Here is a 22,107-nt window from a genome sequence, read left to right as displayed (position 1 = left end):
AGTCGCGTGAGAACTGGCTGAAGTGCCAGAAGCCATGCTGCACGGCGATGTCGTAGACCGACGTCTCGGCGCCGCGCTTGAGATCACGCCGCACGCGGTTCAGCCGCATCGCGCGCCAATAATGCATCGGGCTCGTGCCCAGGACTTCCTGGAAGCAATAGCCGAGCTTGCGCGGGCTGGCGCCGACCGCCTTGCAGACCTCGAGCAGAGAGGGAACGGTCGCCACTGCCATGCATCAGCGTGCGGGCGCGGTCGACAGTGCGCTTGCGCGCTGCCGCGCTGCGGCCGCGATCGGCAGGGCGCGCCGTCGGCAGCATGTCCATGATCTCGACGAGCAGGGCATCTTCGAGCGCCCGCCGGGCGGCCGAATCGTCGAAACGCCTGGGCGCGCTCGTGATGGTCTCCTGGATCGCCGTGAGAAGCTGGCGCAACCGCGCGACCGGCGCCTCGGCCATCTCCATTGCCCGCAACTGGTGCCAGACCGCGCGCGGCAATTCGATGTCGAATTTGGCAGCCAGTTCCTCGATCAGCGCCGCGCTGGTGACGACACCGCGGAGCTCGAACGCCTTCGGCGTGCACATGTCGACCTCGGCGTCGATGCAGGCGATGACCTGGGTGCCTGCGACGCTGGCGCCGTTGCAATTGATCTCGCCGTCGCCATGCCAGGGCAGCCCGATGCCAAAGCTGTCGGCACCGAGCTGGCCGTATTGGCGGACCCGCTGGCCGGTTACCTCGCGGAACACCTGGACGCGCGGCAGGGAGAGCTGGGTAAAGCTTCCCGTGAATGCGCCGGCACTGATCTGGTCGTAGCTCAGCCGCCAGCGGCCGAGGGAGGCGCAATGCTCGTCCACATCACTGCTAATCGCCTGAAACAGGCTGGCAACCGAGTCTTGAACCGGAAGAATTGCGCTTAAGGCCATGACAGCACGTCAGAATCTGACAACCGGGCTAGCAAGAACCACGCCAGACTGGCACGGCCACGGGCGCTGTCCAGCAAAATATTGCCGGATCTCGATAACGCTCGATGCGGCCGGCGTGCAGTCTTCCTCATTGCCATGCCCGGCATCGTAGCCGGGATCGCGTTCTGCGGAGGGACCGAAATGCGACCGACCGAGATCATGCGCGGCAGCCCGCCCGCGCCCGAGGCCCAGGTCACCCGCGCCAACTGGCGCAGCTTCCCCGCCATCCGCTGGGGCTTTACCCACACCCGCGAAGTGCTGCCGACCGCCGAAATCCGCCGCTCGGCGCGCCCGACGCCGATGCCAAGCGCGCCACGCGAGCTGGCAAAGCTCGGCTTCACCGCGCCCGACGGCAAGCCGACCACGATCGAAGCCACGCTGCGCGAGACCTTTGCGGACACGCTGCTGGTCATGCATCGGGGCACGCTGATCCACGAATGGTACGGCGACGGCATGGGCGCCACCACGCCGCATCTGATCTGTTCGATCAGCAAGGCGGTCGCCGGCACGCTCGGCGGCGTGCTGGCCGCGCGCGGCCTGGTCGATCCCGAGGCGAGGGTGGTGCGCTATGTGCCGGAGCTGGAGACCTCGGTCTACGGCACGTGCACCGTCCGGCACCTCCTCGACATGGCCGTCGCCATCCAATTCGAGGAAGATTACGAAGACCCGGCCGGCGACGTCGCGCGCTATCGCTTCTCGTCAGGCTGGGATGTGCCGCCGCCCGGCGTCGAGCCCGGCCATCAGCGGGCCTATCTCGCTACACTCCGCGGCACCGGCAAGCCGCATGGCAAGGTGTTCCACTACGTCTCCACCAACACCGAGGTGCTCGGCTGGGTCTATGAGCGTGCCTGCGGCATGCCTTACCATCGCATCCTTTCCGAATATCTCTGGCAGCCCTTGGGCACCGAGGAGGACGGCTCGCTCACGCTCGACAGCCACGGCATGGGCCGCCTCGCCGGCGGTATCTCCGTCACCGCGCGCGACCTGCTGCGCTTCGGCGAGATGATGCGCAATCGCGGCGTGGCGGAGGGACGCCAGGTCGTGCCGGGATGGTGGATCGATGATATCCGCGAGAACGGCGATCCAAAGGCGTGGGCTGACGGCGACCTCGCCGAGTTCTTTCCGGGCGCGCGCTATCGCAGCAAATGGTTCACGGTCGATCCGGCACGCAATGCGCTCACCGCGATCGGCATCCACGGCCAACTGCTGCATGTCGACCTCGACTCGGACACCGTCATCGTCAAGCTCGCGACCCAGCCGAAGGCGATGGACGTCCCGATCGACCTCCGCTGGCTCGCCGGCTTCCGCGCTATCGCTTCGCATCTCTCCCCGCGCTGACGTCAGGACACCACATGCTCGACACCGTCAAAGCCAAACCGTCGACGCGGACCGCGACGCCGCATCCACTCGATCCGCTGACGGCCGAGGAGATCGCGGCGGCCTGTGCGCTGGTGCGTGCGGCGGCGACCTCGCCCGAGAATTGCCGCTTCCCGACGGTGCGGCTGGAAGAGCCGACCAAGCAGGAGCTGGCCGCAGGCGGACGCCGCGCCGCGCCTTCGTGCTGACGCTCGACGTGGTGACCGGCGAGGCGATCGAGCACATCGTCGATCTCGCCCGCAATGAGATCGTCATCCGAAAAGTCATTCCGAACCGCGAGGCGCCCTATGGGCAGCCGTCGGTGATGCTCGAAGAGTTCTTCAAGTGCGAAGCCGTGGTCAAGGCCGATCCCGGCTGGCGCAAGGCGATGTATCGGCGCGGGCTCACGGACAAGGACATCGAACTGGTCCAGGTCGACCCGTTCTCCTCGGGCTTCTTCGATTTCGAATATGAGCGCGGCGCGCGCATCGTCCGCGCCGTCAGCTTCTTTCGCGAGCACCTCCAGGACAACGGCTATGCCCATCCGATCGAGGGCGTGGTCGCCGTGGTCGACCTGATCGGTGGCAGGGTCATCGATCTCACCGACGCAGATCCGATCGTGCCGATCCCGCGCAAGAAGCGGAACTACGGTGCGCATGAAGTCACCAGCCCGCGCACCGACATCAAGCCGCTGCATATCGAGCAGCCCGAGGGTGCGAGCTTCAAGGTCGATGGCTGGAAGGTGGACTGGCAGAAATGGAATTTTCGCATCGGCTTCACGCCGCGCGAGGGCCTGGTGCTGCATCAGCTTGCCTATCAGGACGGGATGCGCAGGCGGTCGCTGATTCATCGCGCCAGCGTCACCGAGATGGTGGTGCCTTACGCCGATCCGACCGCGAACCATTTCTGGAAGTCGGCGTTCGATGCCGGCGAATACGGGCTCGGCATGCTCGCCAATGCGCTCGAGCTCGGCTGCGACTGCCTCGGCAACATCCATTATTTCGACGTGCCGGCCGCCGACAACAAGGGCGAGCCCTTTGTCATGCAGAACGCTATCTGCATGCATGAAGAAGACTACGGAATTGCCTGGAAGCACTACGAATTCCGCAACGGCCTGTTCGAGGTGCGGCGCTCACGCCGGCTGGTGATCTCGTTCTTTGCCACCGTCGGCAATTACGATTACGGCTTCTACTGGTACCTCTACCAGGACGGCACGATCCAGCTGGAGACAAAGCTCACCGGCATCATCCAGACCGCCGCCGTGCAGCCGGGCGAGAAGTACAAATGGGGCGGCATGGTCGACGACAATCTCGGCGGCCCGACGCACCAGCATTTCTTCAACGTGCGCCTACACATGGATCTCGACGGTGGCGGCAACACCGTCAGCGAGCACGACTTCGTGCCGCGGCCCTGGGGCCACGACAATCCGCACGGCAACGCGTTCGACACGACGGCGCGCATTCTTTCACGCGAGCGCGATGCCGCAGCCATCGCCAATGGCGAGACCGGCCGGTTCTGGAAGATCAGCAATCCCAACGAGACCAATTCGGTCGGCAATGCACCCGCCTACAAGCTCGTCGTCAACCCGAGCCCGCTGATGCTGGCGCAGGAGGGTAGCTACGTGCGCAAGCGCGGCGGCTTTGCGACCAGGCACGTCTGGGTCACCGCGTTCGATCGGGACGAAAAGTACGCCAGCGGCGATTATCCCAACAACCATGCCGGCGGCGACGGCTTGCCGCGCTACGCCGCGCAGAACCGCAACATCGAGAACACCGATATCGTGGTGTGGCATTCCTTCGGCCACACCCATATCTGCAAGCCGGAGGATTTTCCGATCATGCCGGTCGAATATGCCGGCTTCACGCTGAAGCCGACCGGCTTCTTTGCGGCCAATGCCGCCGGCGATATCCCGCCGGAGCGCAACAGCCGCAGCGTGCTGGCGGGCGATCCGCAGAGCGCGGACGGCGGCTCGTGCTGCCACAAGAGCTAACCGAGGAGGGCCTCGGCAGAGGCGTCCGCAGCTAGCTCGGCCGGCGGCACTTCCATCGACGCCGGGCCTGCAACGAGGCTGTCGAGATCGACCAGCAGCAGATCGGCCATGTGGGTGAGCTGGTGAAGAGGGATGCTGATCTCACCGCTCTCGGCGCGTGAGACGAACTCGGGCGAGACGCCGACGAGGTTGGCAATCTGGGCCTCGGTATAGCCACGCGCCTCGCGCGCTCCTTGACCTGAGCGCCAATATGCTGCCGGTGCAGGGCTTGCTCTTCCTCGGTCATCATCAGCGCCTGCTCAGCCGCGCTGGCGACACCATCGGCGAATGCGACGCCGAGCAGCCGGCGTTTCTGCCAGGCCACACGGCAGGTCTTTCGCAAGCCGTCGGCAAAGACCAGCGTCGCCTCCTTCGGGAATGCCAGCGACCAGTCGAGCTTCAGCCGTGCGCCGGTGCCGGAGACATCAGCGATGGTGCACGGGATGCTCACGGTGCCCCTGGCGCCGTCAAATTCGATGATCCCGGTCCTCGCCGTGGATTGCCTGGTCGCAGCGCGCAATTCGCTCATGGACGTCGCCCCGGGATGCCCCAGCCTTTGCTGAAAAATCTGCAGTTGAATTTTACCTCTCCGGTTCCCTGCGCTCAATCGAACCTGCAAGCCATGGTGAAGGATTGGTTCTCGGACGGGGCAGGGCGCGCCGCCGGATGAACCTTCCGGCTCGGCAACGCCACCAAGACTGGAGATCGCCTCCAGCTTTCCGGTCATCGCAATGAGATCGCTTGCCTTGCTCTGCCTGCTCGCCTTCGCCGCGCCCGCACACGCGGCCACGCCCGAGCAGCACTATCTCGATCTGCGCGACCGCTACATTGCAATGTTCTCCAAGGCAAAGGAAGGCGAGGACACCTCCAAGCAGCACGATGCCGCGCTCAATGAGTTGACCGGGGTGCTGCGCGGCCTGGTCGGTCCCGTCACGATCAAGGGGCTGCCGGCTGAGGGCAAATCGAACGCCGACACGCTGTTCAAGGGCGACTCCGGTTTCGGCCATCTCGACGGGCTCGGTTTTGCCTCAGAGGGCGACAAGCTTCAGGCCGTGGTGACCACGACCACGCTGCTCAAGCACTGGCTGCGCGAGCACCGCGAGGACGGTATGCCGCAGGAGATCGATGCGGCGTTCAAGTCGGAGCGCTTCTACTATCAAGCAATCCAGGACTCCGCGTTCGCCAAATATGCCGAGTTGCCGATCACCAAACCCGCATCCGCGAGCGTCGCGGTCGCCGTGCTCGGCGTGCGCGGCAATGGCGACCTGAAAGGGCCGCCGCACGAGATCGACGTCGTCGCGATCCAGGGCGAGAAGATGTTCTTCCTCGCCGCGACCGACGCCATCAAGACGGCCGAGATTCCGGTCTGTGAGAAGGTCTGGAAGCAGATGATGGCCAGGAAGGTCCCAGAGGACTCCATGGCGAAGGAAGATCAGGCGATGGACGCCTACGCAAAGTGCTTCGCCAGGGAGGCGCCGAGCCAGAGCTGGTACGCGTCGGCCGTCAAGAAGGCGCAGAGCCAGCTCGAGCTGCTGTCGCTGCGCTAACCAGCCAGGAAACGGTGCTCCGGCAGCCCCTGCGCGACGCCGTGAACGGCAAGGACATGACCAGCCTGAGGCTCGATGCTGAGCTGCCGCCGATCCAGGAATTTCCGCGCCGTCGTCACAAACAGCGTTTTGAGGTCGCTGCCTCCGAAGCAAAGGCAGGTCGGATTGGTGACCGGCAGCGCAATGACCGTGTCGATCGTGCCATCCGGCCGATAGCGCACCACCCGATTGCCCGAGAAGAGCGCCGTCCAGAGCCCGCCGGCAACATCGACACAGGCGCCGTCGGGTCGCTGCTGCGAGGCGCTGTAATCCGCAAACAGGCGTCTGTTGCGGATCACGCCGTCGTCGAGATCGAAGTCGAACGCCCAGGTGCGGTAGCGCCGCGTGTCCGTGAAATAGAGCGTGCGATTGTCCGGCGAGAACGCAATCCCGTTGGTCACGATGACGTCGCCGAAGATGCGCGCCACCTGTCTGTCTCCGGTCACCCGATAGAGCGCGCCGTTCGGGCGGTGCAGCTGGTTGTCCATGGTGCCGATCCATAGCCGGCCACGGGCGTCGACGCGGCCGTCATTGAGGCGGTTGTCGCGGCCGCGTTCGACGTCGATAACGGTCTGGCGATGGTGGAGGGTCAAATCCTGCGCGAGCAGATGCGAACCGCCTGCCGTCAGGGCCTGGCTGCCGAGGAATTGGCAATCGTAGGAGGTCACGTGATGGGTGCCCGTCGCCGGGTCGAAGGATTGGTGCAGCCTGCCGTCGATGTCGATCCACCACAGCTTGCGGGAACGGTCGCACCACAATGGCGTCTCGCCGAGAATATCCGTGCTGGCGACTGCGGTCTCGACCTTGCCGGAGGAAATCGAATTCATGGTCATGTTGCGGGCGGGCGAGGGCGATCAGGCGTCCTTCCAGGAGGACAGGGCGTGAGCGACGCACCCATTGATATGCTCGCTCAGCACGGCCCGTGCGTTCTTGATGTCTCGCTTCAGCGCGCATTCCAGCAGCGCCTTGTGCTGGTTGATCGTCTCCGCGCCGCGATAGCGCAACGCATAGCGGAAGTATTTGTCGAACACGATGGCGTGGGTGTGCATCAACTCGCGTGAGCCGCAGCTCGAAATCAGCGCCTGATGGAATTCACCGTCGTAGCGCTTGCGCAGCTCGGGATCGTCGCCATCGGTGAGGACGGTGCGTTCGGTCGCGGCCAGCTTGTGATGCGCCGAGACCACGCGGCCTTCCCATTCGACGTCGCCGGCGCGGAACGACTCGGCCATGGCATGATGCTCCAGCAGGATGCGCAGATCGGCGAGCTCGCGCAGGTTCTGGATCGAGATCGGCGCTACCTCGAACCCACGCTGGCCTTCGGCCACCACGAACCCCTCAGACGTGAGGCGATTGAGGATCTCACGCAGCGTCGAGATGCTGACGCCGTAGTCTTCCTTCATGGCATCGAGCTTGAGACGCCCGGCGGGCGTCAGCACGCCGAAAATGATGTCGGAACGGATGCGTTGATAGCCGCTGTCGCCCGCCGACAAAGGCCGTTCCTCGAGTGCCATCATATGCCTTCTGATCCCGCTCGTCCGGACCGCCATCCGCCGTGGGGCAGTCGAACCATCAATATCGCCAGCACTATAGCAGACTCAAACATCCACCGTCTATAGAAATCTCATATGAAGCACAGAATGTCATTTGACATAGAAATACATCTATGATGTCTGAATAAGCTGAGGACACGGAAAACAAGCGCATAAAGCCGCCGTTCGTGCCCCAGGGAACAGGGAGGAAACGATGAGCTTGTTGTTACGGGCGCTGTCGGCGACGGCGATCTGCGTGGCGCTGACGGTCGGCGCATCCGCCGCGGATGACATCCAGGAGCGGACGATCAGGTGGGGGCACCTGAACAATACCGATCACCCCGTCAGCTTTGGCGTACGGAAGTTCGCCGAAATCCTGCTGGCGAAGAGCGGGGGCAAGATGAAGGTCCGCGAGTTCGCGGCCTCACAGCTCGGCAACGAGCTGCAGCAGCAGTCTGCACTGCGCGGCGGCACTCAGGAGATGCTGTCGGCCTCGACGACATCGCTCGCGACGGTCGTTCCGGAATTTGGTCTTATCGATTTCCCGTTCCTGTTCAATACGACCGAGCAGGCCGATGCGCTCGCGACCGGCAAATTCGGCACGGCGATGCTCGACACCTTGCCTTCGAAGGGGCTGATCGGCCTCGGCTATTGGGGCCTGGGCTTCCGCAACGTCACCAACAGCACCCGGCCGATTACCAAGGTCGAAGATTTCAGCGGCCTCAAGCTTCGCGTGATTCCGAACCCGGTCTATCTTGAGACCTTCGGGGCCTTTAAGGCCAATCCGGTCCCGATGGCCTTCGGCGAGCTGTATTCGGCGCTGGAGACCCGCACCGTCGACGGCGAGGAGAATCCCTACACGGTCATTCTCTCCAACAAATTCTACGAGGTGCAGAAATACGTCTCCGCCACCAATCACACCTTCACGCTGAACATCATTCTGGTGAGCAAGATCTTCTGGGACAAGCTGTCGCCGACCGAGCAGCGCCTGATGCGCGAGGCTTATGAAGAAAGCCGCGGCTATCAGAAGGAGCAGACGCGGCTTCAGACCGACAAGGCGCTGGCGGAATTGCAGGCCAAGGGCATGCAGTACAACGCGATCGCTCCCGAGGAGACCGAGCGCATGCGCAAGACGTCGCAGCCGGTCGCGGACAAGATCGCTGCCGGTCTTCGTCCCGAGACGGTGAAGCTCTTCAACGATGAAGTCGAGCGCATCCGCAAGGACGTGAAATAGCCGATTTCTCTCATCACGCGGGCGGCGGAGCCGGCCACTGGCCGGCTCACCCCTCATTTGCCGGGACGTCACGCATGGCGCGAGCTCTCGACCTCTATTGCAGCTTCCTGAAGGCCGTCATCGCCGCCTGTCTTGCGGTGATGGTGGTGCTGGTGTTCGGCAACGTCGTTCTGCGTTACGGCTTCAACTCCGGCATCACGATTTCCGAGGAGCTGTCGCGCTGGCTCTTGGTCTGGCTGACCTTCCTCGGTGCCATCGTCGCACTACGCGAGCACGCCCATCTCGGCGTCGATAGTCTGGTCCGGATGTTGCCGGCCACCGGCAAGCGCATCTGCTTCGTCGTCAACTACTGCCTGATGCTGTTTGCCGACTGGCTGCTGCTCTCGGGCAGTTGGCGTCAGACCATCATCAACATCGACGATCGGGCGCCGGCAACCGGTCTGTCGCTCGGTATCTTTTACGCCGTCGGCGTGATCTTCGGCGCGTCCGCTGCGGTGATCCTTCTTTACGACCTCTTCCGTGTCCTCGCCGGGCAGGCCAGCGAAGCCGACATGGTGGCCATCAAGGAATCGGAAGAGCACTGATGTTGCCGCCCCAGATCTTGCCGATTGGCACGCGCACCACCGGGATCATGCCATGACGATCGCCGTCTTCACCTTCTCGCTGCTCGGCGCCATGGCGCTCGGCATGCCGATCGCCTTCGCGCTGATCGTCTGCGGCGTGGCCCTGATGAGCACGATCGACATGTTCGACGCCCAGATCGTGGCGCAGAACGTCATCAATGGCGCGGACAGCTTTCCGCTGATGGCCATTCCCTTCTTCATGCTCGCAGGCGAGGTCATGAACAAGGGCGGTCTGGCCAAGCGCATCGTCAATGTCGCACTCGTTGCCGTCGGGCATTTTCGCGGCGGACTTGGCTATGTCACCATCCTGGCGTCCTGCATCCTCGCCTCGCTGTCGGGCTCGGCCGCGGCCGACGCCGCGGCGCTTGCGGCGCTTCTGGTGCCGATGATGGTGGCGGCTGGACACAAGAAGTCCTATGCGGCGGGCTTGGTGGCAGCCGGCGGCATCATCGCCCCCGTGATTCCGCCCAGCATCGGGTTCGTCATTTTCGGCGTCGCCGCCGGCGTCTCGATCTCAAAACTGTTTCTGGCGGGCATCGTGCCCGGACTGCTGTTGGGGGCAGGGCTCTGCCTCGCCTGGGCCTGGGTGGTGCGGCAGGAGAACCTGACGCCGCCGCCGCGGGCCTCCTTGTCCGAGATCATGAAGGCCGTCATCGACGGATTCTGGGCACTGATGCTGCCTGTCATCATCGTGGTCGGTCTGCGTTTCGGTATCTTCACGCCCACCGAAGCTGCGGTCGTCGTCGCCGTCTACGCGCTGTTCGTGGCGACCTGCATCTATCGCGAATTGAAGCTGTCGCAGCTTTATGAGGTGTTCGTTTCCTCCGCGGTGACGACGAGCATCGTGATGTTCCTGGTCGCGGCCGCGCTGGTGTCCTCCTGGCTCATCACCGTATCGGAGATTTCGGCACAGGTTGTCGATCTCTTGAAGCCATTCATGGGCAACAACACATTGCTGATGCTCGCGATCATGGTCGTGGTGGTGATCGTCGGCACGGCGCTCGACATGACGCCGACGATCCTGATCCTGACGCCGATCCTGATGCCGATCATCAAGGCGGCGCATATCGATCCCGTCTATTTCGGCGTGCTCTTCATCATCAACAACGCCATTGGCCTCATCACGCCGCCAGTCGGGGTGGTGCTGAACGTCGTTTGCGGTGTTTCCAGGATCAGCATGGAGGAGATCATCAAGGGCGTCTGGCCCTTCATGATCGCGCAACTGATTGTCCTGTTTGCGATGGTGCTATTCCCGGGACTGGTGACAATCCCGGCCAAGTGGTTCGGCGGCTAGTTTATCGGACACAACGGAACGGAGCAGGGCAATGGCCGCGAAAATCATGATCCTCAATGGGCCCAATCTCAATTTCCTCGGCATCCGGGAGCCGCATATCTATGGCCGGACGACGCTGCAGGAGATCGAGGCGAGCTGCCAGGCGCTGGCCGACCAACTCGGCGTCGCGATCTCGTTCCATCAGTCCAACATGGAAGGCGAACTCGTCAGCCTGATCCAGTCAGCTCATGGCAAGGCGGACGTGATCATCATCAACCCGGCCGGCTATTCCTTCACCTCGATCGCGCTGATCGATGCGCTGAAGATTTTCGAAGGCGTGAAGATCGAGCTGCACATCTCCAACATCCATGCGCGCGACGAGCTTCACCGCCACTCCATCACATCGGGCGCCTGCACGGCCGTCATTTGCGGGCTGGGCCCATACGGCTATCTCGCCGCGATGCTCGCGGCCGTCCAAAAGCTCGGGCAGCTGCCGGCAACAATCCCGCCGGCTCTTCACGGGCTTGCGGCTGCTGGTCGGACGTAAGCCAGGAGAACGCAATGCGCGGATCTGGATTTCTCGCCATCTGGAGCGACGTCGCGGCGCAGGACCTCACCGATTACCGCCACTGGCTGACGCGCGAGCACACCACGGAGCGCGTCACGACCAGGGGTTTTCTGGCATCGCGCGTCTTCCGCGCGACGCGGGACGACGTCAATCGCTTCTTCATCCTGTACGAGCTGGAAACACCCGAGGTCCTCGATGGCGAAGCCTATCTGGCGCGCCTCAATGCACCGACGTCGTGGTCGCAGCGCATCATGCCCAAGCTCGGCAATTTCATGCGGGGCGGCGGCACCATGGTGACGCGCGCAGGGCGCGGCGAGGGGGCCACGATCGCCGCGTTGCGCATCGAGAAGCTGCCCGGCAACCCGCAAGAATTGGCCGAGGTGCTCGTTGGGTGCGACGGCATCGCCGCCGTCCAGATCGGCGCAACCGACGCGGCGCGGACATCGGTGCCGACCACCGAAAAGGGCATGCGGAAGCAGGAGGGTTTCTTCACAGGCCTTCTGTTGATCGAGGCACTCGACGCCGCCTCGCTGCAGGCCGCCTTGCAGCAGGCGGTCACGATTGCGCCCGACGTTCTCGGCCGGGCCAGCGAGCCGGAAGTCTATCAAACCATGTTTACGCTCGACGCCCGCGTCGCCGATTTCGGCTGATCGCGACGTCCTATGGCGCTAGAGCGCGATGCCGCCGAGATTCCAGCCGCGGCCACCTTCGCCAAAGATCTCGTGACCGCCAGGCGTCACCACGACCGTATCCTCAAGCTTGATGAAGCCGCGTTTGGGATGCTTCATCGTGGTCTCGATCGACACCACCATGCCGGGCTCGAGCGGCAGCCGGGCATCGGTGTCGTCATAGGGAACCGGACCCGTGGCGGTCAGGCGAGGGGCCTCGTGGCTGACAAGGCCCATGCCGTGGGCCAAGAACTCCGTGCAGCCGCGCTGGCTGATCCGGGCGAGCTGCCGCTCGGCCGCGACATAGATATCACCGCCCATGGCGCCCGGCCGGACCGCGGCAAAGGCCGCGCGCTGCACCGCCTCGATCTCGCCGAGACAATCCGTCAGTTCGGTGTCGGGCTCGCCGAGCACGGCCATGCGCGCGAGATCGCCGATATAGCCGTAATAATTGCCGCCGGAGTCGAGCGACAGCACGTCGCCTTGCTCCCAGCGCTGCGATGACGGCGCCCGGTTGTGGCTGCTGCCGCAGGCGAGCAGGCAGTATTCGAAGGTCAGCCCGCGGCTGGCTTCGGCGATGCGCAACGCGTCCGATAATTGCTGCTTGGTCGTCCCCGGCCCGTGCTTGCCAATCACCTCCAGCATCGATGCGATCACGAGCTCCGAGGCTGTCTTGAGCTGCCTCAGTTCATCCGCCGACTTCACCGCCCGCAGCCGCTCCAGCACCAGCAGCGCGTCCTTGAGCTCGGCCCCGGGCAGAGCGTCGGCCAGCGCCTTCCTGCATCCATCGGCAGGAACGCCATCTCGACGCCGACCCGTTTCAACAGCACACCGGCATCCCGGATCAGCGTCACCGCGCGCGTGATCGCGTCGACCGAGCCGTTCGACTCGGTGCGGACCTGCGGCACCCAGGGCGGCGCGACGGCGCGCTGATGGGTCTCCAGCCGATGGCCGATATAGACAGCCTTGTCAGGCGCGCCCTTGGGATAGACCAGCACCGGCAGATAGCGGCTGACGCCCAGGGCATCCATGTAGTCGAAGAAGATCGCGCGCTCGGCGCCAAGCAGGTACTGCACATTGTGCTTGGAGGTCGCGATCAGGACATCGAGCCCTGCGGCCTCCATGAGACGATCGAGCTTGGCGGCGTCAAATGGAATGGCGCGCGAGCTGATCGCGCGAGCGACGTTCTCCTGCATGATGGACCTCCCAGTCGATGGCGGTTTGGACCGCGCTTCCTGTCGTAGCCGCGACCATCCGATGAACAGTCGGAAGGTCCTTAAGTTGGATTGATTGTGGGCCAGGAGAGGAGTTCCGGATAGCCCTGGATTTGGCCGGCGCGGTCTCTTCACCAAGGCGTGAGCTTGCAGGCGCTCGGCCGGCAATCCGACGCCACATACCGTTTTGTTCTCAAGCCATTCCGATAAGGCATTAGTGCTCGCAGCCCCCGTCGTCCAATGTAGCCGGCAATAAGTTGGTTCGGGCTGCAATGAGCCAACAGTAAAAGGGAAGGAACGGCTTATGAAGCTCACCAGACTGCTGTCCGTTGTGGCTCTGGCCGGACTTGCTGCGTCGTCCGCGTCTGCCCAGACCTCTGAGTCCTCCATCGCAGTGGAAGGCGGCAAGATTCGCGGCGTTGCTTCCGACGTTGTAGGGGTCACCATCTACAAGGCGGTGCCGTTCGCGGCACCTCCGGTGGGCGACAACCGCTGGAGGGCACCTCAGCCCGTGATGCCTTGGTCGGGCGTCAAGGACAGCAGCGCATGGCCGAACCGATGCTACCAGCTCGCCGGCGCCAATCCGCCGGGGACGTTCTACTTCAATGAATATTATTGGGACGCGGCGAAGGATCCCAAGGACAGCGAAGACTGCCTCTATCTGAACGTCTGGGCCCCGGCGAAACCCGCGAGCGCCTCGCTCCCGGTGATGGTGTACTACCACGGCGGCGGCAACCGCCACGGCAACAATTCCGAGGTCGAGTTCAACGCGGCCAAGCTGGCGGCCAAGGGCATCATCGTCGTCTCGGCGGCCTATCGCCTGACGGATCTCTTACGACTTCGCAGCGCCGTCCTGATCGCCGGCCGGACGCTCTCGGATGACACCGTTCGCGGACGACATCCGTTTCGAAGCAAGCACAGCCTGAGAGGCCCGCGCGGCGACGATGCGTCGCGATGGCCGCGGCCTGCGAGGCCAGCCCTGACCGGGTGAGGAGGCATTTAAGCGACTAGGCGCCAAGCCGCACCTAAGCCGGGATAGCCATATCCGTAATTCGCATAAGGTATATTATGGAATATCTTTATATCTAATTGTATCAGTTATTTAGGCAAAGTTCCTGTCACCACGCCTTCGCTTCCGGCCGATGTGCGGACCGATCATCGGCCATCGCCCCAGCTCTCGACGGCTACTGTGCATGGGGTTGTTTTCGCCTTTTTGAATTCGGCCTATCTGCCGAAAGCCGATATTGCCGCGACCTTGTCCGGCTGCAATAAGCGAGCTTCGCGAGATCGCAGATGACTGCCGACCGGACGTCCGTATAGGTTTGCGTCTCACAACAAGAACAAACTTCCGAGGAAGCAGACCCATGAGTTTTTCCCGCCGCACGCTTCTCAAGGCCTCCGCCGCGACCGCCGTCTTTGGCGGCGTCGGCGCGCCTTATGTCGCCCGTGCCCAGGCCGCCGAGTTCTCCTACAAGTTCGCCAACAACCTGCCTGAGTCGCATCCCTTCGTGGCGCGCGCCCGTGAGATGGCGGCTGCGATCAAGACAGAGACCAACGGCCGGTTCGACCTCCAGGTCTTCCCGAACAGCCAGCTCGGCTCCGACACCGACATGCTGAGCCAGGTGCGCTCCGGCGGCGTCGAGTTCTTCACGCTGTCCGGCCTGATCCTGGCCACCCTGGTGCCGGCGGCCTCGATCAACGGCATCGGCTTCGCGTTCCCGGATTACCCCACGGTCTGGAAGGCCATGGACGGCGACCTTGGCGCCTATGTGCGCGGCGAGATCAACAAGGCCGGCCTCGAGGTCATGGACAAGATCTGGGACAACGGCTTCCGCCAGACCACGTCCTCGACCAAGCCGATCAACGGCCCGGACGACTTCAAGGGCTTCAAAATCCGCGTGCCGGTGTCGCCGCTGTGGACCTCGATGTTCAAGGCGTTCGATGCCTCGCCCGCCTCGATCAATTTCGCCGAGGTCTATTCGGCGCTGCAGACCAAGATCGTCGAGGGCCAGGAGAACCCGCTGGCGCTGATCTCGACGGCCAAGCTCTACGAGGTCCAGAAATACTGCTCGCTGACCAATCACATGTGGGACGGCTTCTGGTTCCTGATGAACCGCCGCGCCTGGGCGGCGCTGCCGGACGACATCAAGACCATCGTCGCCAAGAACGTCAACGCCGCCGCCGTGAAGGAGCGCGAGGACACCGAGAAGCTCAATATCAGCGTCAGGCAGGAACTGGCGGGCAAAGGTCTCACGTTCAACCAGCCCGAGGTTGGGCCGTTCCGCGACAAGCTGCGCGCGGCCGGCTTCTACGCGGAGTGGAAGGGCAAGTACGGCGAGAAGCCCTGGGAGTTGCTCGAAAAGTCCGTCGGCAAGCTGTCGTAACGCGTCAGCAGCAATAGGGGCCTTGCCATGGCTCATGTCGATATGACGCCGGCTGTGGCCGGCGAGGTGGCAACACCCCCTCGCCGCCGGCCTGTGCTCGGTTCCATCGAGCTTGCACTGAAATGGCTGGTCGAAATCCCGGCGGCGATCCTGGTCGTCGCCGAGGTCGTGATCCTGTTTGCCGGCGTGGTCTCGCGCTACGCGCTGCATGCGCCGCTGGTGTGGTCGGACGAGCTGGCCTCGATGCTGTTCCTGTGGCTGGCGATGCTTGGCTCGGCGGTCGCGTTCCGCCGCAGCGAGCACATGCGGATGACGGCGCTGGTCGCGAGCGCCGGCCCCAGGCTCTGGGCCTATCTCGACGTGGTCGCGACTTGCGCAGCGCTGGCGTTCCTGCTGCTCATCGTGCATCCGGCCTACGAATACGCCTACGAAGAGAGTTTCATCACCACGCCGGCGCTCCAGATCTCCAACACCTGGCGCGCCGCGGCGCTGCCCGTCGGCATCTGCCTGATGGTGCTGTTTGCAGTGCTGCGGCTGCTCCGCGTCGGCGATTTCAAGACCTTGCTGGCGGCGGCCGCCACGGTCGTCGTCCTGATCGCGCTGTTCTGGTTCGCGCAGCCGCTGCTCAAGCCGCTCGGCAATATCAATCTCATCATCTTCTTCGTCGGCGTGGTCGGCTTCTGCGTGTTCGCAGGCGTGCCGATCGCGTTCGCATTTGGCCTGGCGATCTTTGGCTATCTGGCGCTGACCACGCGGACGCCGTTGATGGTGCTGGTCGGGCGGATGGACGAGGGCATGAGCCACCTCATCCTGCTCTCGGTGCCGCTGTTCGTGTTTCTGGGGCTATTGATCGAGATGACCGGGATGGCGCGGGCCATGGTGACGTTCCTGGCGAGCCTGCTCGGTCATGTCCGCGGCGGCCTGCACTATGTGCTGGTCGGAGCCATGTATCTCGTCTCCGGCATCTCCGGGGCCAAGGCGGCCGACATGGCCGCCGTTGCGCCCGTGCTGTTTCCGGAAATGAAGCAGCGTGGCGCCCGTCCCGGCGATCTCGTTGCGCTCCTGGCTGCCACCGGCGCCCAGACCGAAACCATTCCGCCGAGCCTCGTGCTGATCACCATCGGCTCGGTCACGGGCGTATCGATCTCGGCGCTGTTCACCGGTGGCCTGCTGCCGGGCGTCGTGCTGGCGCTGACGCTGTCGGGGCTGGTGTGGTGGCGCTATCGCGGCGAGGATCTGAGCCACGTCACACGTGCAACGTGGGGCGAGATTGCCCGTGCGTTAGTCGTGTCCATCCCTGCCCTGGCCCTGCCGTTTGTCATCCGCTACGCCGTGGTCGAAGGCATTGCGACCGCCACTGAAGTCTCGACCATCGGCATCGTTTATGCGCTGATCATCGGGCTCCTGATCTATCGCCAATTCGACTGGCGGCGGCTGCTGCCGATGCTGATCGAGACCGCGTGCCTGTCCGGCGCCATCCTGCTGATCATCGGGACCGCGACCGGCATGGCCTGGGGCCTGACCCAATCCGGCTTCTCGCGCGCGCTGGCAGCGTCCATGACCGGCCTGCCCGGCGGCTCCGCCACCTTCATCGCCGTCTCGATCCTGGCCTTCGTGGTCCTCGGCAGCGTGCTGGAGGGCATTCCTGCCATCGTGCTGTTCGGACCGCTGATGTTTCCGATCGCGCGGCTCGTCGGCGTGCATGAGGTGCACTACGCCATGATCATTATCCTGGCGATGGGTATCGGGCTATTCGCCCCGCCATTCGGCGTCGGCTATTATGCCGCCTGCGCCATCGGACGCGTCGATCCGGCCGAGGGCGTCAGGCCGATCTGGGGTTATCTGCTGGCGCTGCTGGCGGGATTGATCATCGTCGCGGTCTTCCCCTGGATCTCGATCGGATTCCTGTAAACCGCGCGGCGTCAAGGAGGGTGTCGATGAGTGATCGGCAGAACCAGTACAATATCGGCCTCGACAAGACCCCCGCCAATTATGTGCCGCTGTCGCCCCTGAGCTTCCTCGCGCGCAGCGCCGCTGTCTATCCCAATCACGTCAGCACGGTCTACGAAGGCCGCAGCTTCACGTGGGCTCAGACCCATGAACGCTGCAAGCGTTTTGCGTCCTATCTCGCCGGCAAGGGCATCGGCGTCGGCGATACCGTCGCTGTGATGCTGCCGAACATTCCGGCGATGAACGAGGCCCACTTCGCGGTGCCCATGACCGGTGCCGTGCTCAATGCGCTCAACATCCGCCTCGATGCGCCCTCGATCGCGTTTCAGCTCGACCATGGCGGCGCAAAAATCATTCTGGTCGATCCCGAATTCTCCAGCGTGATCACCGACGCGCTGGCGCAGATGAGCGGGCCAAAGCCGTTCGTGATCGACGTCGACGATGTCGCCTTCAAGGGCGGCAAGCGCATCGGCGAAATCGAATATGAAGCGGCGGTCGCGCAAGGCGATCCCGGCTTCACGGCGATCTCGCCCGAGGACGAATGGGACGCGATCGCGCTGAGCTACACGTCGGGTACGACGGGCAATCCCAAGGGCGTCGTCACCCATCATCGCGGCGCGTATCTGAATGCCGTCAGCAACATCCTCGCAGGCCAGCTCGGCCAACATCCCGTCTACCTCTGGACACTGCCGATGTTCCACTGCAACGGCTGGTGCTTCCCCTGGACCATCGCGGCGGCTGCCGGCATCAACGTCTGCCTGCGCAAGGTCGAGCCGACCAAAATCTTCGAGCTGATCAAGCAGCACGGCGTCACCCACATGTGCGGCGCGCCGATCGTCTACAACACGCTGATCAATGCGCCCGATGCGCCCAAACAAACGTCAACCGGCGGGACGGGCCGCCTAGTCACCGGTCTCATCGCCGGCGCTGCGCCGCCGGTCGCCGTGCTCGAAGGCGCGGAAAGCATCGATATCAAGCTCACGCACGTCTATGGCCTGACGGAAGTCTACGGCCCCGCTTCCGTCTGCGCCGAGCAGCCCGGCTGGGACGAGCTTCCAGCGCCCGAGCGGGCGCGCATGAAGCGGCGGCAGGGCGTGCCGTACCCGCTCGAGGAAGGCGTCACGGTCATCAATCCGCAGACCATGCAGGAGGTGCCGCGCGATGGCGAGACCATCGGCGAGGTCATGTTCCGCGGCAACATCGTGATGAAGGGCTACCTCAAGAACGAGAAGGCGACGAAGGACGCCTTCGAGGGCGGCTGGTTTCACACCGGCGATCTCGGCGTGCTCGACGAGCACGGCTACGTCACCATCAAGGATCGCTCCAAGGACATCATCATTTCCGGCGGCGAGAATATTTCGTCGGTGGAGGTCGAGGACATTCTCTACAAACACCCGGCCGTGCTGTTTGCTGCCGTGGTGGCAAAGCCCGATCCGAAATGGGGCGAAGTGCCCTGCGCCTTCGTCGAGCTCAAGGACGGCGCAAGCGCGAGCGAGGCCGACATCATCGCCTTCTGCCGCACGCATATGAGCGGCTTCAAGACTCCGAAGGCCGTCGTGTTCGGGCCGATCCCGAAGACGTCAACGGGCAAGATCCAGAAATTCCTGCTGCGCAACGAGGTCGGCTCGGCCAAAGCGATCACAGCCTGACTTCGTTCCGGTTTTGGACACATGTAGAAACGCGGGCCGTCACGAATGTGCAGGAGGCTTCCGCCCGCTCGCACGCGGCGGACGAAAGCCCTCCCCGTCCTCACATCTTCTTGTAGGCGTCGATCAATGCCTGGCCGTCCGCACCTGTTTTCTTGAGCCAGTCGGCGGTGAGCTGCTCGCCGACCTTCTGGAACCCGGCCTTCAACGCCGGGCTGGGCGGCTCAACGATCATACCCTTGGCTTTGAGCTGATCGATGTACCAATTGGCCTTGTCTTCCCAGGCCTTCCAGCCGCGCGTTTCGGCAGCGGCGGCGGCCTTGAGGATGGCGTCTTGCGTGGGCTTGTCGAGCGCCTCGAATGCAGCCTTGTTGACGAAGGTGTAGTCCTTCGGAATCCAGGCCTGCACGTCATAGAAATACTTGAGGGACTCCCAGGCTTTGGAATCGTACCCCGTGCCGCCAGACGACATGAAGGAATTCACCACGCCGGTCGCAAGAGCTTGTGGCAGTTCGGCCGCCTGGATCGTGACCGACTGGGCGCCGACCAACTCGCCGATGCGCGCCGTTCCGACGTTGTAGGCGCGCCATTTCAGTCCCTTCATATCCTCGATCGTGGCAAGCGGCTTGTTGACATAAACGCCTTGTGGTGCCCAGGGCACGGCGAAGAGCAGCTTGATACCCTGTGCATCGAGTCTCTTGGCAATTGCCGGCTTCGAGGCTTGATACAACTTCATCGACTCCGCGAAACTGGTCGCGAGAAACGGCACGACGTCGATCCCGAAAACGGGATCTTCGTTTTCGTGGATTGAAAGCAGCAGCTCACCCATTTGCGCCTGCCCGGTCACGACCGCGCGCTTGATGTCGGGCGCCTTGAAGAGCGACGCGTTCGGATGAACGGTGATCAGGAGCTTTCCCGACGTGGCTGCTTCGACGTCCTTGGCAAAGGCAACCAGATTTTCCGAGTGCGGATTGTCCGACGGGTATGCCGCCGGCAGATTCCATTTCGTCTGGGCCAAGGCGGGCCCAGCGGCCAACACGGCGCCTGCAATCAGGCCTGCGCGGAGTAAATGAAAGGTCATCGTACTTCTCCTCACGGTCAATTTCGAAGCCCAGGTGCGATCAGTCGGGAAAGGCGAGCTTGGGCAGGTACAGCACAATCTGCGGATATTCGGTGATGATGAACACCGCCGCCAGCAGCAGGACGAAGAATGGGAACGCCGCACGCGCCACGGTGAAAGTATCGCGGCCACTCATGTTCTGGAGCACGAACAGGTTGAAGCCGACCGGTGGCGTGATTTGCGCCATCTCCACGTGAATGATGAGGTAGACGCCGAACCAGACCAGGTCGAGCCCGGCCTGCCTGACCATCGGCAGCACGATGACCGCGGTCAGGACGATCATCGAGATGCCGTCAATCAGGCATCCGAGAATGATGTACATGATGCTCAGATACAGCGCGAGCATCCCGGGCGTGAGCTGCTGTCCCTGGACCCAAGTGGCAAGCGCCGCCGGGATGCCCGTATAGGCCATCGCGGCCGTCGTATAGGCAGCGCCTGCCAGGATCAGCATGATCATGCAGGTCAGGCGCGTCGCGCTCATGATGCTTTCGAAGAAGGTCTTGCGCGTGAGCGTGCCGCTCCACCACGCCAGCAGCAGCGCGCCGCTAACACCCCAGGCGGCACATTCGGTCGCGGTCGCAAAACCCAGCACGAGCGAGAGGAAGACGGCCAGGATCAGAAGCAGGCACGGGACGAGCTTGGCGGACTCTTGCAGCTTCCGGCGAAACGGCATTGGCGGGTCGCGCGGCGGAATCTTTTTGGGATTGAGTAGCGACCAGATGATGATGTAGCCGGAATAGAGCACCATCACGAGCACGCCCGGCAGGAAGCCGCCAAGGAAGACCTGAAGCACGGACACGTTCGCCGTCACCGCGTAGACGACCATCGGAATCGACGGCGGGATCAGCAAGCCGAGGGTGCCGGAGCCCGCCAGCGACCCAAGACTGAGCCCCTTGTCGTAGCCGCGCTTGTCGAGCTCCGGCAGTGCGATCTTGCCGATCGTTGCGCAGGTCGCGGCCGAGGAGCCCGACACAGCCGCAAAGATGCCGCAGCCGATGACGTTGACATGGGTCAGGCGCCCTGGCAGCCACTGAACCCAGGGCGAAAGTCCGCGGAACATCTCTTCCGACAGTTTTGTTCGGAACAGTATCTCGCCCATCCAGATGAACAGCGGCAATGCCGCCAGCGTCCAGGACGCGCTCGCGCTCCAGGTGGTGGTTGCAAGCACCGACCCCAGTGGCAGGCTCGTGGTCAGCGCCATCGCAACGAAGCCGACGAGCCCGAGCGAAACCGCGATCCAGATGCCGCTTCCCAGCAGCAAGATCATGACCCCGAGGAGGATGAGCGATAGCTCGATCATGCCAGGATTGGCCATGGTCAACCGCCGCCGCCTTGCGAGATCCGTTCGATAAATTCATCCGGCGTCTCGTCCGGAGAGCTCTTGTCGTAGCTCGGACGGTGGCCGCCGACGACATTGACCATTTCGTCGATCAGCGCGATCGACAGGATCGCAAGACCGCCGGCAAAGCCGAGCTGGGGAATCCAGAGAGGAAGTGCAACCACGCCCTGCGCAACGTCGTTGAAGCGCCAGGAATCGTAGGTCATCTGCACGGCATGTCGGGTGAAGTAGAGGACGAAGGCCGTCGCAATGCCGAGTGCCACGATCTCCGCGACCTGCTTGCTTCGCCCGTGCAAGCGCTCGAGCAGCAGGCCGACCCGGATCATCTCGCCGCGCTTGAAGGTGTGGGCAAGGCCCAGAAACGCCATCGCGGCCATGCACCACGATGCAAAATCGTCACCGGCAGGGATATTGAGCGCAAACTGCCGCCCGATCGACATGACCATCATGATTGCGAAGATCGCGAACAGGAAGACGCCGGCAGCGTAACCCGCACCGAGGTAGAGCAGATCCAGAACCCGTCGGACCGGTCCAACAGCCGTTACGTTATCGCCGTGTCCTGCCAACCCGGCCCCCATCCTCATATCGCGGCTCAATCAAGCTCGGCGACATCGCCAGCCTCGCTTGAT

Annotated in this window: 17 protein-coding genes and 4 pseudogenes; 13 read left to right on the top strand and 8 right to left on the bottom strand. The window is 63.6% G+C overall.

Annotated features, from left to right (window positions below; genetic code table 11):
• Positions 1-31: 31 nt before the first annotated feature.
• Positions 32-232: pseudogene (locus tag ACTGJ9_RS25215) on the bottom strand (helix-turn-helix domain-containing protein); the annotation flags it as partial.
• On the opposite strand from ACTGJ9_RS25215, the gene ACTGJ9_RS25210 reads away from it, so the two are divergent.
• The 3 genes and pseudogenes from ACTGJ9_RS25210 (at position 231) to ACTGJ9_RS25200 (ending at position 4,305) form a co-directional block, all read left to right on the top strand.
• Positions 231-914, top strand: coding sequence for a hypothetical protein (locus ACTGJ9_RS25210; RefSeq protein ID WP_456673300.1), 684 nt, complete (start codon positions 231-233; stop codon positions 912-914). The pseudogene ACTGJ9_RS25215 and the gene ACTGJ9_RS25210 sit on opposite strands and share 2 nt — an antisense overlap.
• Positions 915-1,100: 186 nt before the next feature.
• Positions 1,101-2,297, top strand: coding sequence for a serine hydrolase domain-containing protein (locus ACTGJ9_RS25205; protein WP_456673299.1), 1,197 nt, complete (start codon positions 1,101-1,103; stop codon positions 2,295-2,297).
• 14 nt (positions 2,298-2,311) lie between these two features.
• A pseudogene (locus ACTGJ9_RS25200) lies at positions 2,312-4,305 on the top strand (primary-amine oxidase).
• Here the strand turns inward: ACTGJ9_RS25200 and ACTGJ9_RS25195 are convergent.
• Positions 4,302-4,873 (bottom strand): annotated as a pseudogene (locus ACTGJ9_RS25195) (helix-turn-helix domain-containing protein). The pseudogenes ACTGJ9_RS25200 and ACTGJ9_RS25195 overlap by 4 nt on opposite strands.
• A 202-nt stretch (positions 4,874-5,075) precedes the next feature.
• On the opposite strand from ACTGJ9_RS25195, the gene ACTGJ9_RS25190 reads away from it, so the two are divergent.
• A complete protein-coding gene (locus tag ACTGJ9_RS25190; protein ID WP_456673298.1) occupies positions 5,076-5,891 on the top strand; it encodes a hypothetical protein in 816 nt (271 codons plus the stop codon).
• Here the strand turns inward: ACTGJ9_RS25190 and ACTGJ9_RS25185 are convergent.
• A complete protein-coding gene (locus ACTGJ9_RS25185; RefSeq protein WP_456673297.1) occupies positions 5,888-6,763 on the bottom strand; it encodes an SMP-30/gluconolactonase/LRE family protein in 876 nt (291 codons plus the stop codon). The genes ACTGJ9_RS25190 and ACTGJ9_RS25185 overlap by 4 nt on opposite strands.
• A 21-nt stretch (positions 6,764-6,784) precedes the next feature.
• On the bottom strand, positions 6,785-7,444 hold the full coding sequence (locus ACTGJ9_RS25180; RefSeq protein WP_456673296.1) for a GntR family transcriptional regulator: 660 nt from the start codon (positions 7,442-7,444) through the stop codon (positions 6,785-6,787).
• Positions 7,445-7,673: 229 nt separating this feature from the next.
• Between ACTGJ9_RS25180 and ACTGJ9_RS25175 the strand changes: the two genes are divergently transcribed.
• The 5 genes from ACTGJ9_RS25175 (at position 7,674) to ACTGJ9_RS25155 (ending at position 11,807) form a co-directional block, all read left to right on the top strand.
• Positions 7,674-8,693 (top strand): TRAP transporter substrate-binding protein, encoded by a 1,020-nt coding sequence (locus ACTGJ9_RS25175; RefSeq protein WP_456673295.1) that lies wholly within the window; start codon positions 7,674-7,676, stop codon positions 8,691-8,693.
• Between the two features lie 74 nt (positions 8,694-8,767).
• Positions 8,768-9,277 (top strand): TRAP transporter small permease, encoded by a 510-nt coding sequence (locus tag ACTGJ9_RS25170; protein ID WP_456673294.1) that lies wholly within the window; start codon positions 8,768-8,770, stop codon positions 9,275-9,277.
• 52 nt (positions 9,278-9,329) lie between these two features.
• A complete protein-coding gene (locus ACTGJ9_RS25165; RefSeq protein ID WP_456673293.1) occupies positions 9,330-10,610 on the top strand; it encodes a TRAP transporter large permease subunit in 1,281 nt (426 codons plus the stop codon).
• A 31-nt stretch (positions 10,611-10,641) separates the two neighbouring features.
• On the top strand, positions 10,642-11,136 hold the full coding sequence (locus tag ACTGJ9_RS25160; RefSeq protein ID WP_456673292.1) for a type II 3-dehydroquinate dehydratase: 495 nt from the start codon (positions 10,642-10,644) through the stop codon (positions 11,134-11,136).
• A gap of 14 nt (positions 11,137-11,150) precedes the next feature.
• Complete coding sequence (locus tag ACTGJ9_RS25155; RefSeq protein WP_456673291.1) at positions 11,151-11,807, top strand: hypothetical protein; 657 nt, start codon at positions 11,151-11,153, stop codon at positions 11,805-11,807.
• A gap of 18 nt (positions 11,808-11,825) precedes the next feature.
• Here ACTGJ9_RS25155 and ACTGJ9_RS25150 read toward each other — a convergent pair.
• A pseudogene (locus ACTGJ9_RS25150) lies at positions 11,826-13,021 on the bottom strand (M24 family metallopeptidase).
• A 322-nt stretch (positions 13,022-13,343) separates the two neighbouring features.
• On the opposite strand from ACTGJ9_RS25150, the gene ACTGJ9_RS25145 reads away from it, so the two are divergent.
• From ACTGJ9_RS25145 to ACTGJ9_RS25130, 4 genes are all read left to right on the top strand, one after another.
• Positions 13,344-14,030 carry a carboxylesterase family protein gene (locus ACTGJ9_RS25145; protein ID WP_456673290.1) on the top strand — a complete coding sequence of 229 codons (687 nt, stop codon included), beginning with the start codon at positions 13,344-13,346 and terminating at the stop codon, positions 14,028-14,030.
• Between the two features lie 373 nt (positions 14,031-14,403).
• Positions 14,404-15,423, top strand: a complete 1,020-nt coding sequence (locus tag ACTGJ9_RS25140; RefSeq protein WP_456673289.1) for a TRAP transporter substrate-binding protein — start codon at positions 14,404-14,406, stop codon at positions 15,421-15,423.
• Between the two features lie 27 nt (positions 15,424-15,450).
• Positions 15,451-17,334 (top strand): TRAP transporter large permease, encoded by a 1,884-nt coding sequence (locus ACTGJ9_RS25135; protein ID WP_456673288.1) that lies wholly within the window; start codon positions 15,451-15,453, stop codon positions 17,332-17,334.
• A 26-nt stretch (positions 17,335-17,360) separates the two neighbouring features.
• Complete coding sequence (locus ACTGJ9_RS25130; RefSeq protein ID WP_456673287.1) at positions 17,361-19,022, top strand: acyl-CoA synthetase; 1,662 nt, start codon at positions 17,361-17,363, stop codon at positions 19,020-19,022.
• A 100-nt stretch (positions 19,023-19,122) separates the two neighbouring features.
• Here the strand turns inward: ACTGJ9_RS25130 and ACTGJ9_RS25125 are convergent, their stop codons facing one another.
• The 3 genes from ACTGJ9_RS25125 to ACTGJ9_RS25115 are packed head-to-tail and all read right to left on the bottom strand — an operon-like array spanning position 19,123 to position 22,062.
• Entirely contained in the window at positions 19,123-20,100 is a 978-nt protein-coding gene (locus ACTGJ9_RS25125) for a TRAP transporter substrate-binding protein (RefSeq protein ID WP_456673286.1), read from the bottom strand.
• A 40-nt stretch (positions 20,101-20,140) separates the two neighbouring features.
• Positions 20,141-21,454, bottom strand: a complete 1,314-nt coding sequence (locus ACTGJ9_RS25120; protein ID WP_456673285.1) for a TRAP transporter large permease — start codon at positions 21,452-21,454, stop codon at positions 20,141-20,143.
• Positions 21,455-21,456: 2 nt separating this feature from the next.
• On the bottom strand, positions 21,457-22,062 hold the full coding sequence (locus tag ACTGJ9_RS25115) for a TRAP transporter small permease (protein WP_456678615.1): 606 nt from the start codon (positions 22,060-22,062) through the stop codon (positions 21,457-21,459).
• Positions 22,063-22,107 lie beyond the last annotated feature (45 nt).

The organism is Bradyrhizobium sp. RDM12, from assembly GCF_051917485.1.
GTDB lineage: Bacteria > Pseudomonadota > Alphaproteobacteria > Rhizobiales > Xanthobacteraceae > Bradyrhizobium.
Note: the sequence above shows the minus strand (reverse complement) of the source record. Positions and strands in the feature narration are given on the sequence as shown.

Excerpts from the sequence above, each read along its gene's own strand:
- ACTGJ9_RS25120 (WP_456673285.1), bottom strand. The coding sequence starts at position 21,454 with ATGGCCAATCCTGGCATGATCGAGCTATCGCTCATCCTCCTCGGGGTC.
- ACTGJ9_RS25170 (WP_456673294.1), top strand. The coding sequence starts at position 8,768 with ATGGCGCGAGCTCTCGACCTCTATTGCAGCTTCCTGAAGGCCGTCATC.
- ACTGJ9_RS25155 (WP_456673291.1), top strand. The coding sequence starts at position 11,151 with ATGCGCGGATCTGGATTTCTCGCCATCTGGAGCGACGTCGCGGCGCAG.
- ACTGJ9_RS25125 (WP_456673286.1), bottom strand. The coding sequence starts at position 20,100 with ATGACCTTTCATTTACTCCGCGCAGGCCTGATTGCAGGCGCCGTGTTG.
- ACTGJ9_RS25185 (WP_456673297.1), bottom strand. The coding sequence starts at position 6,763 with ATGACCATGAATTCGATTTCCTCCGGCAAGGTCGAGACCGCAGTCGCC.
- ACTGJ9_RS25115 (WP_456678615.1), bottom strand. The coding sequence starts at position 22,062 with ATGAGGATGGGGGCCGGGTTGGCAGGACACGGCGATAACGTAACGGCT.
- ACTGJ9_RS25135 (WP_456673288.1), top strand. The coding sequence starts at position 15,451 with ATGGCTCATGTCGATATGACGCCGGCTGTGGCCGGCGAGGTGGCAACA.
- ACTGJ9_RS25165 (WP_456673293.1), top strand. The coding sequence starts at position 9,330 with ATGACGATCGCCGTCTTCACCTTCTCGCTGCTCGGCGCCATGGCGCTC.
- ACTGJ9_RS25210 (WP_456673300.1), top strand. The coding sequence starts at position 231 with ATGCATCAGCGTGCGGGCGCGGTCGACAGTGCGCTTGCGCGCTGCCGC.
- ACTGJ9_RS25145 (WP_456673290.1), top strand. The coding sequence starts at position 13,344 with ATGAAGCTCACCAGACTGCTGTCCGTTGTGGCTCTGGCCGGACTTGCT.
- ACTGJ9_RS25160 (WP_456673292.1), top strand. The coding sequence starts at position 10,642 with ATGGCCGCGAAAATCATGATCCTCAATGGGCCCAATCTCAATTTCCTC.
- ACTGJ9_RS25175 (WP_456673295.1), top strand. The coding sequence starts at position 7,674 with ATGAGCTTGTTGTTACGGGCGCTGTCGGCGACGGCGATCTGCGTGGCG.
- ACTGJ9_RS25130 (WP_456673287.1), top strand. The coding sequence starts at position 17,361 with ATGAGTGATCGGCAGAACCAGTACAATATCGGCCTCGACAAGACCCCC.
- ACTGJ9_RS25205 (WP_456673299.1), top strand. The coding sequence starts at position 1,101 with ATGCGACCGACCGAGATCATGCGCGGCAGCCCGCCCGCGCCCGAGGCC.
- ACTGJ9_RS25190 (WP_456673298.1), top strand. The coding sequence starts at position 5,076 with ATGAGATCGCTTGCCTTGCTCTGCCTGCTCGCCTTCGCCGCGCCCGCA.
- ACTGJ9_RS25140 (WP_456673289.1), top strand. The coding sequence starts at position 14,404 with ATGAGTTTTTCCCGCCGCACGCTTCTCAAGGCCTCCGCCGCGACCGCC.
- ACTGJ9_RS25180 (WP_456673296.1), bottom strand. The coding sequence starts at position 7,444 with ATGATGGCACTCGAGGAACGGCCTTTGTCGGCGGGCGACAGCGGCTAT.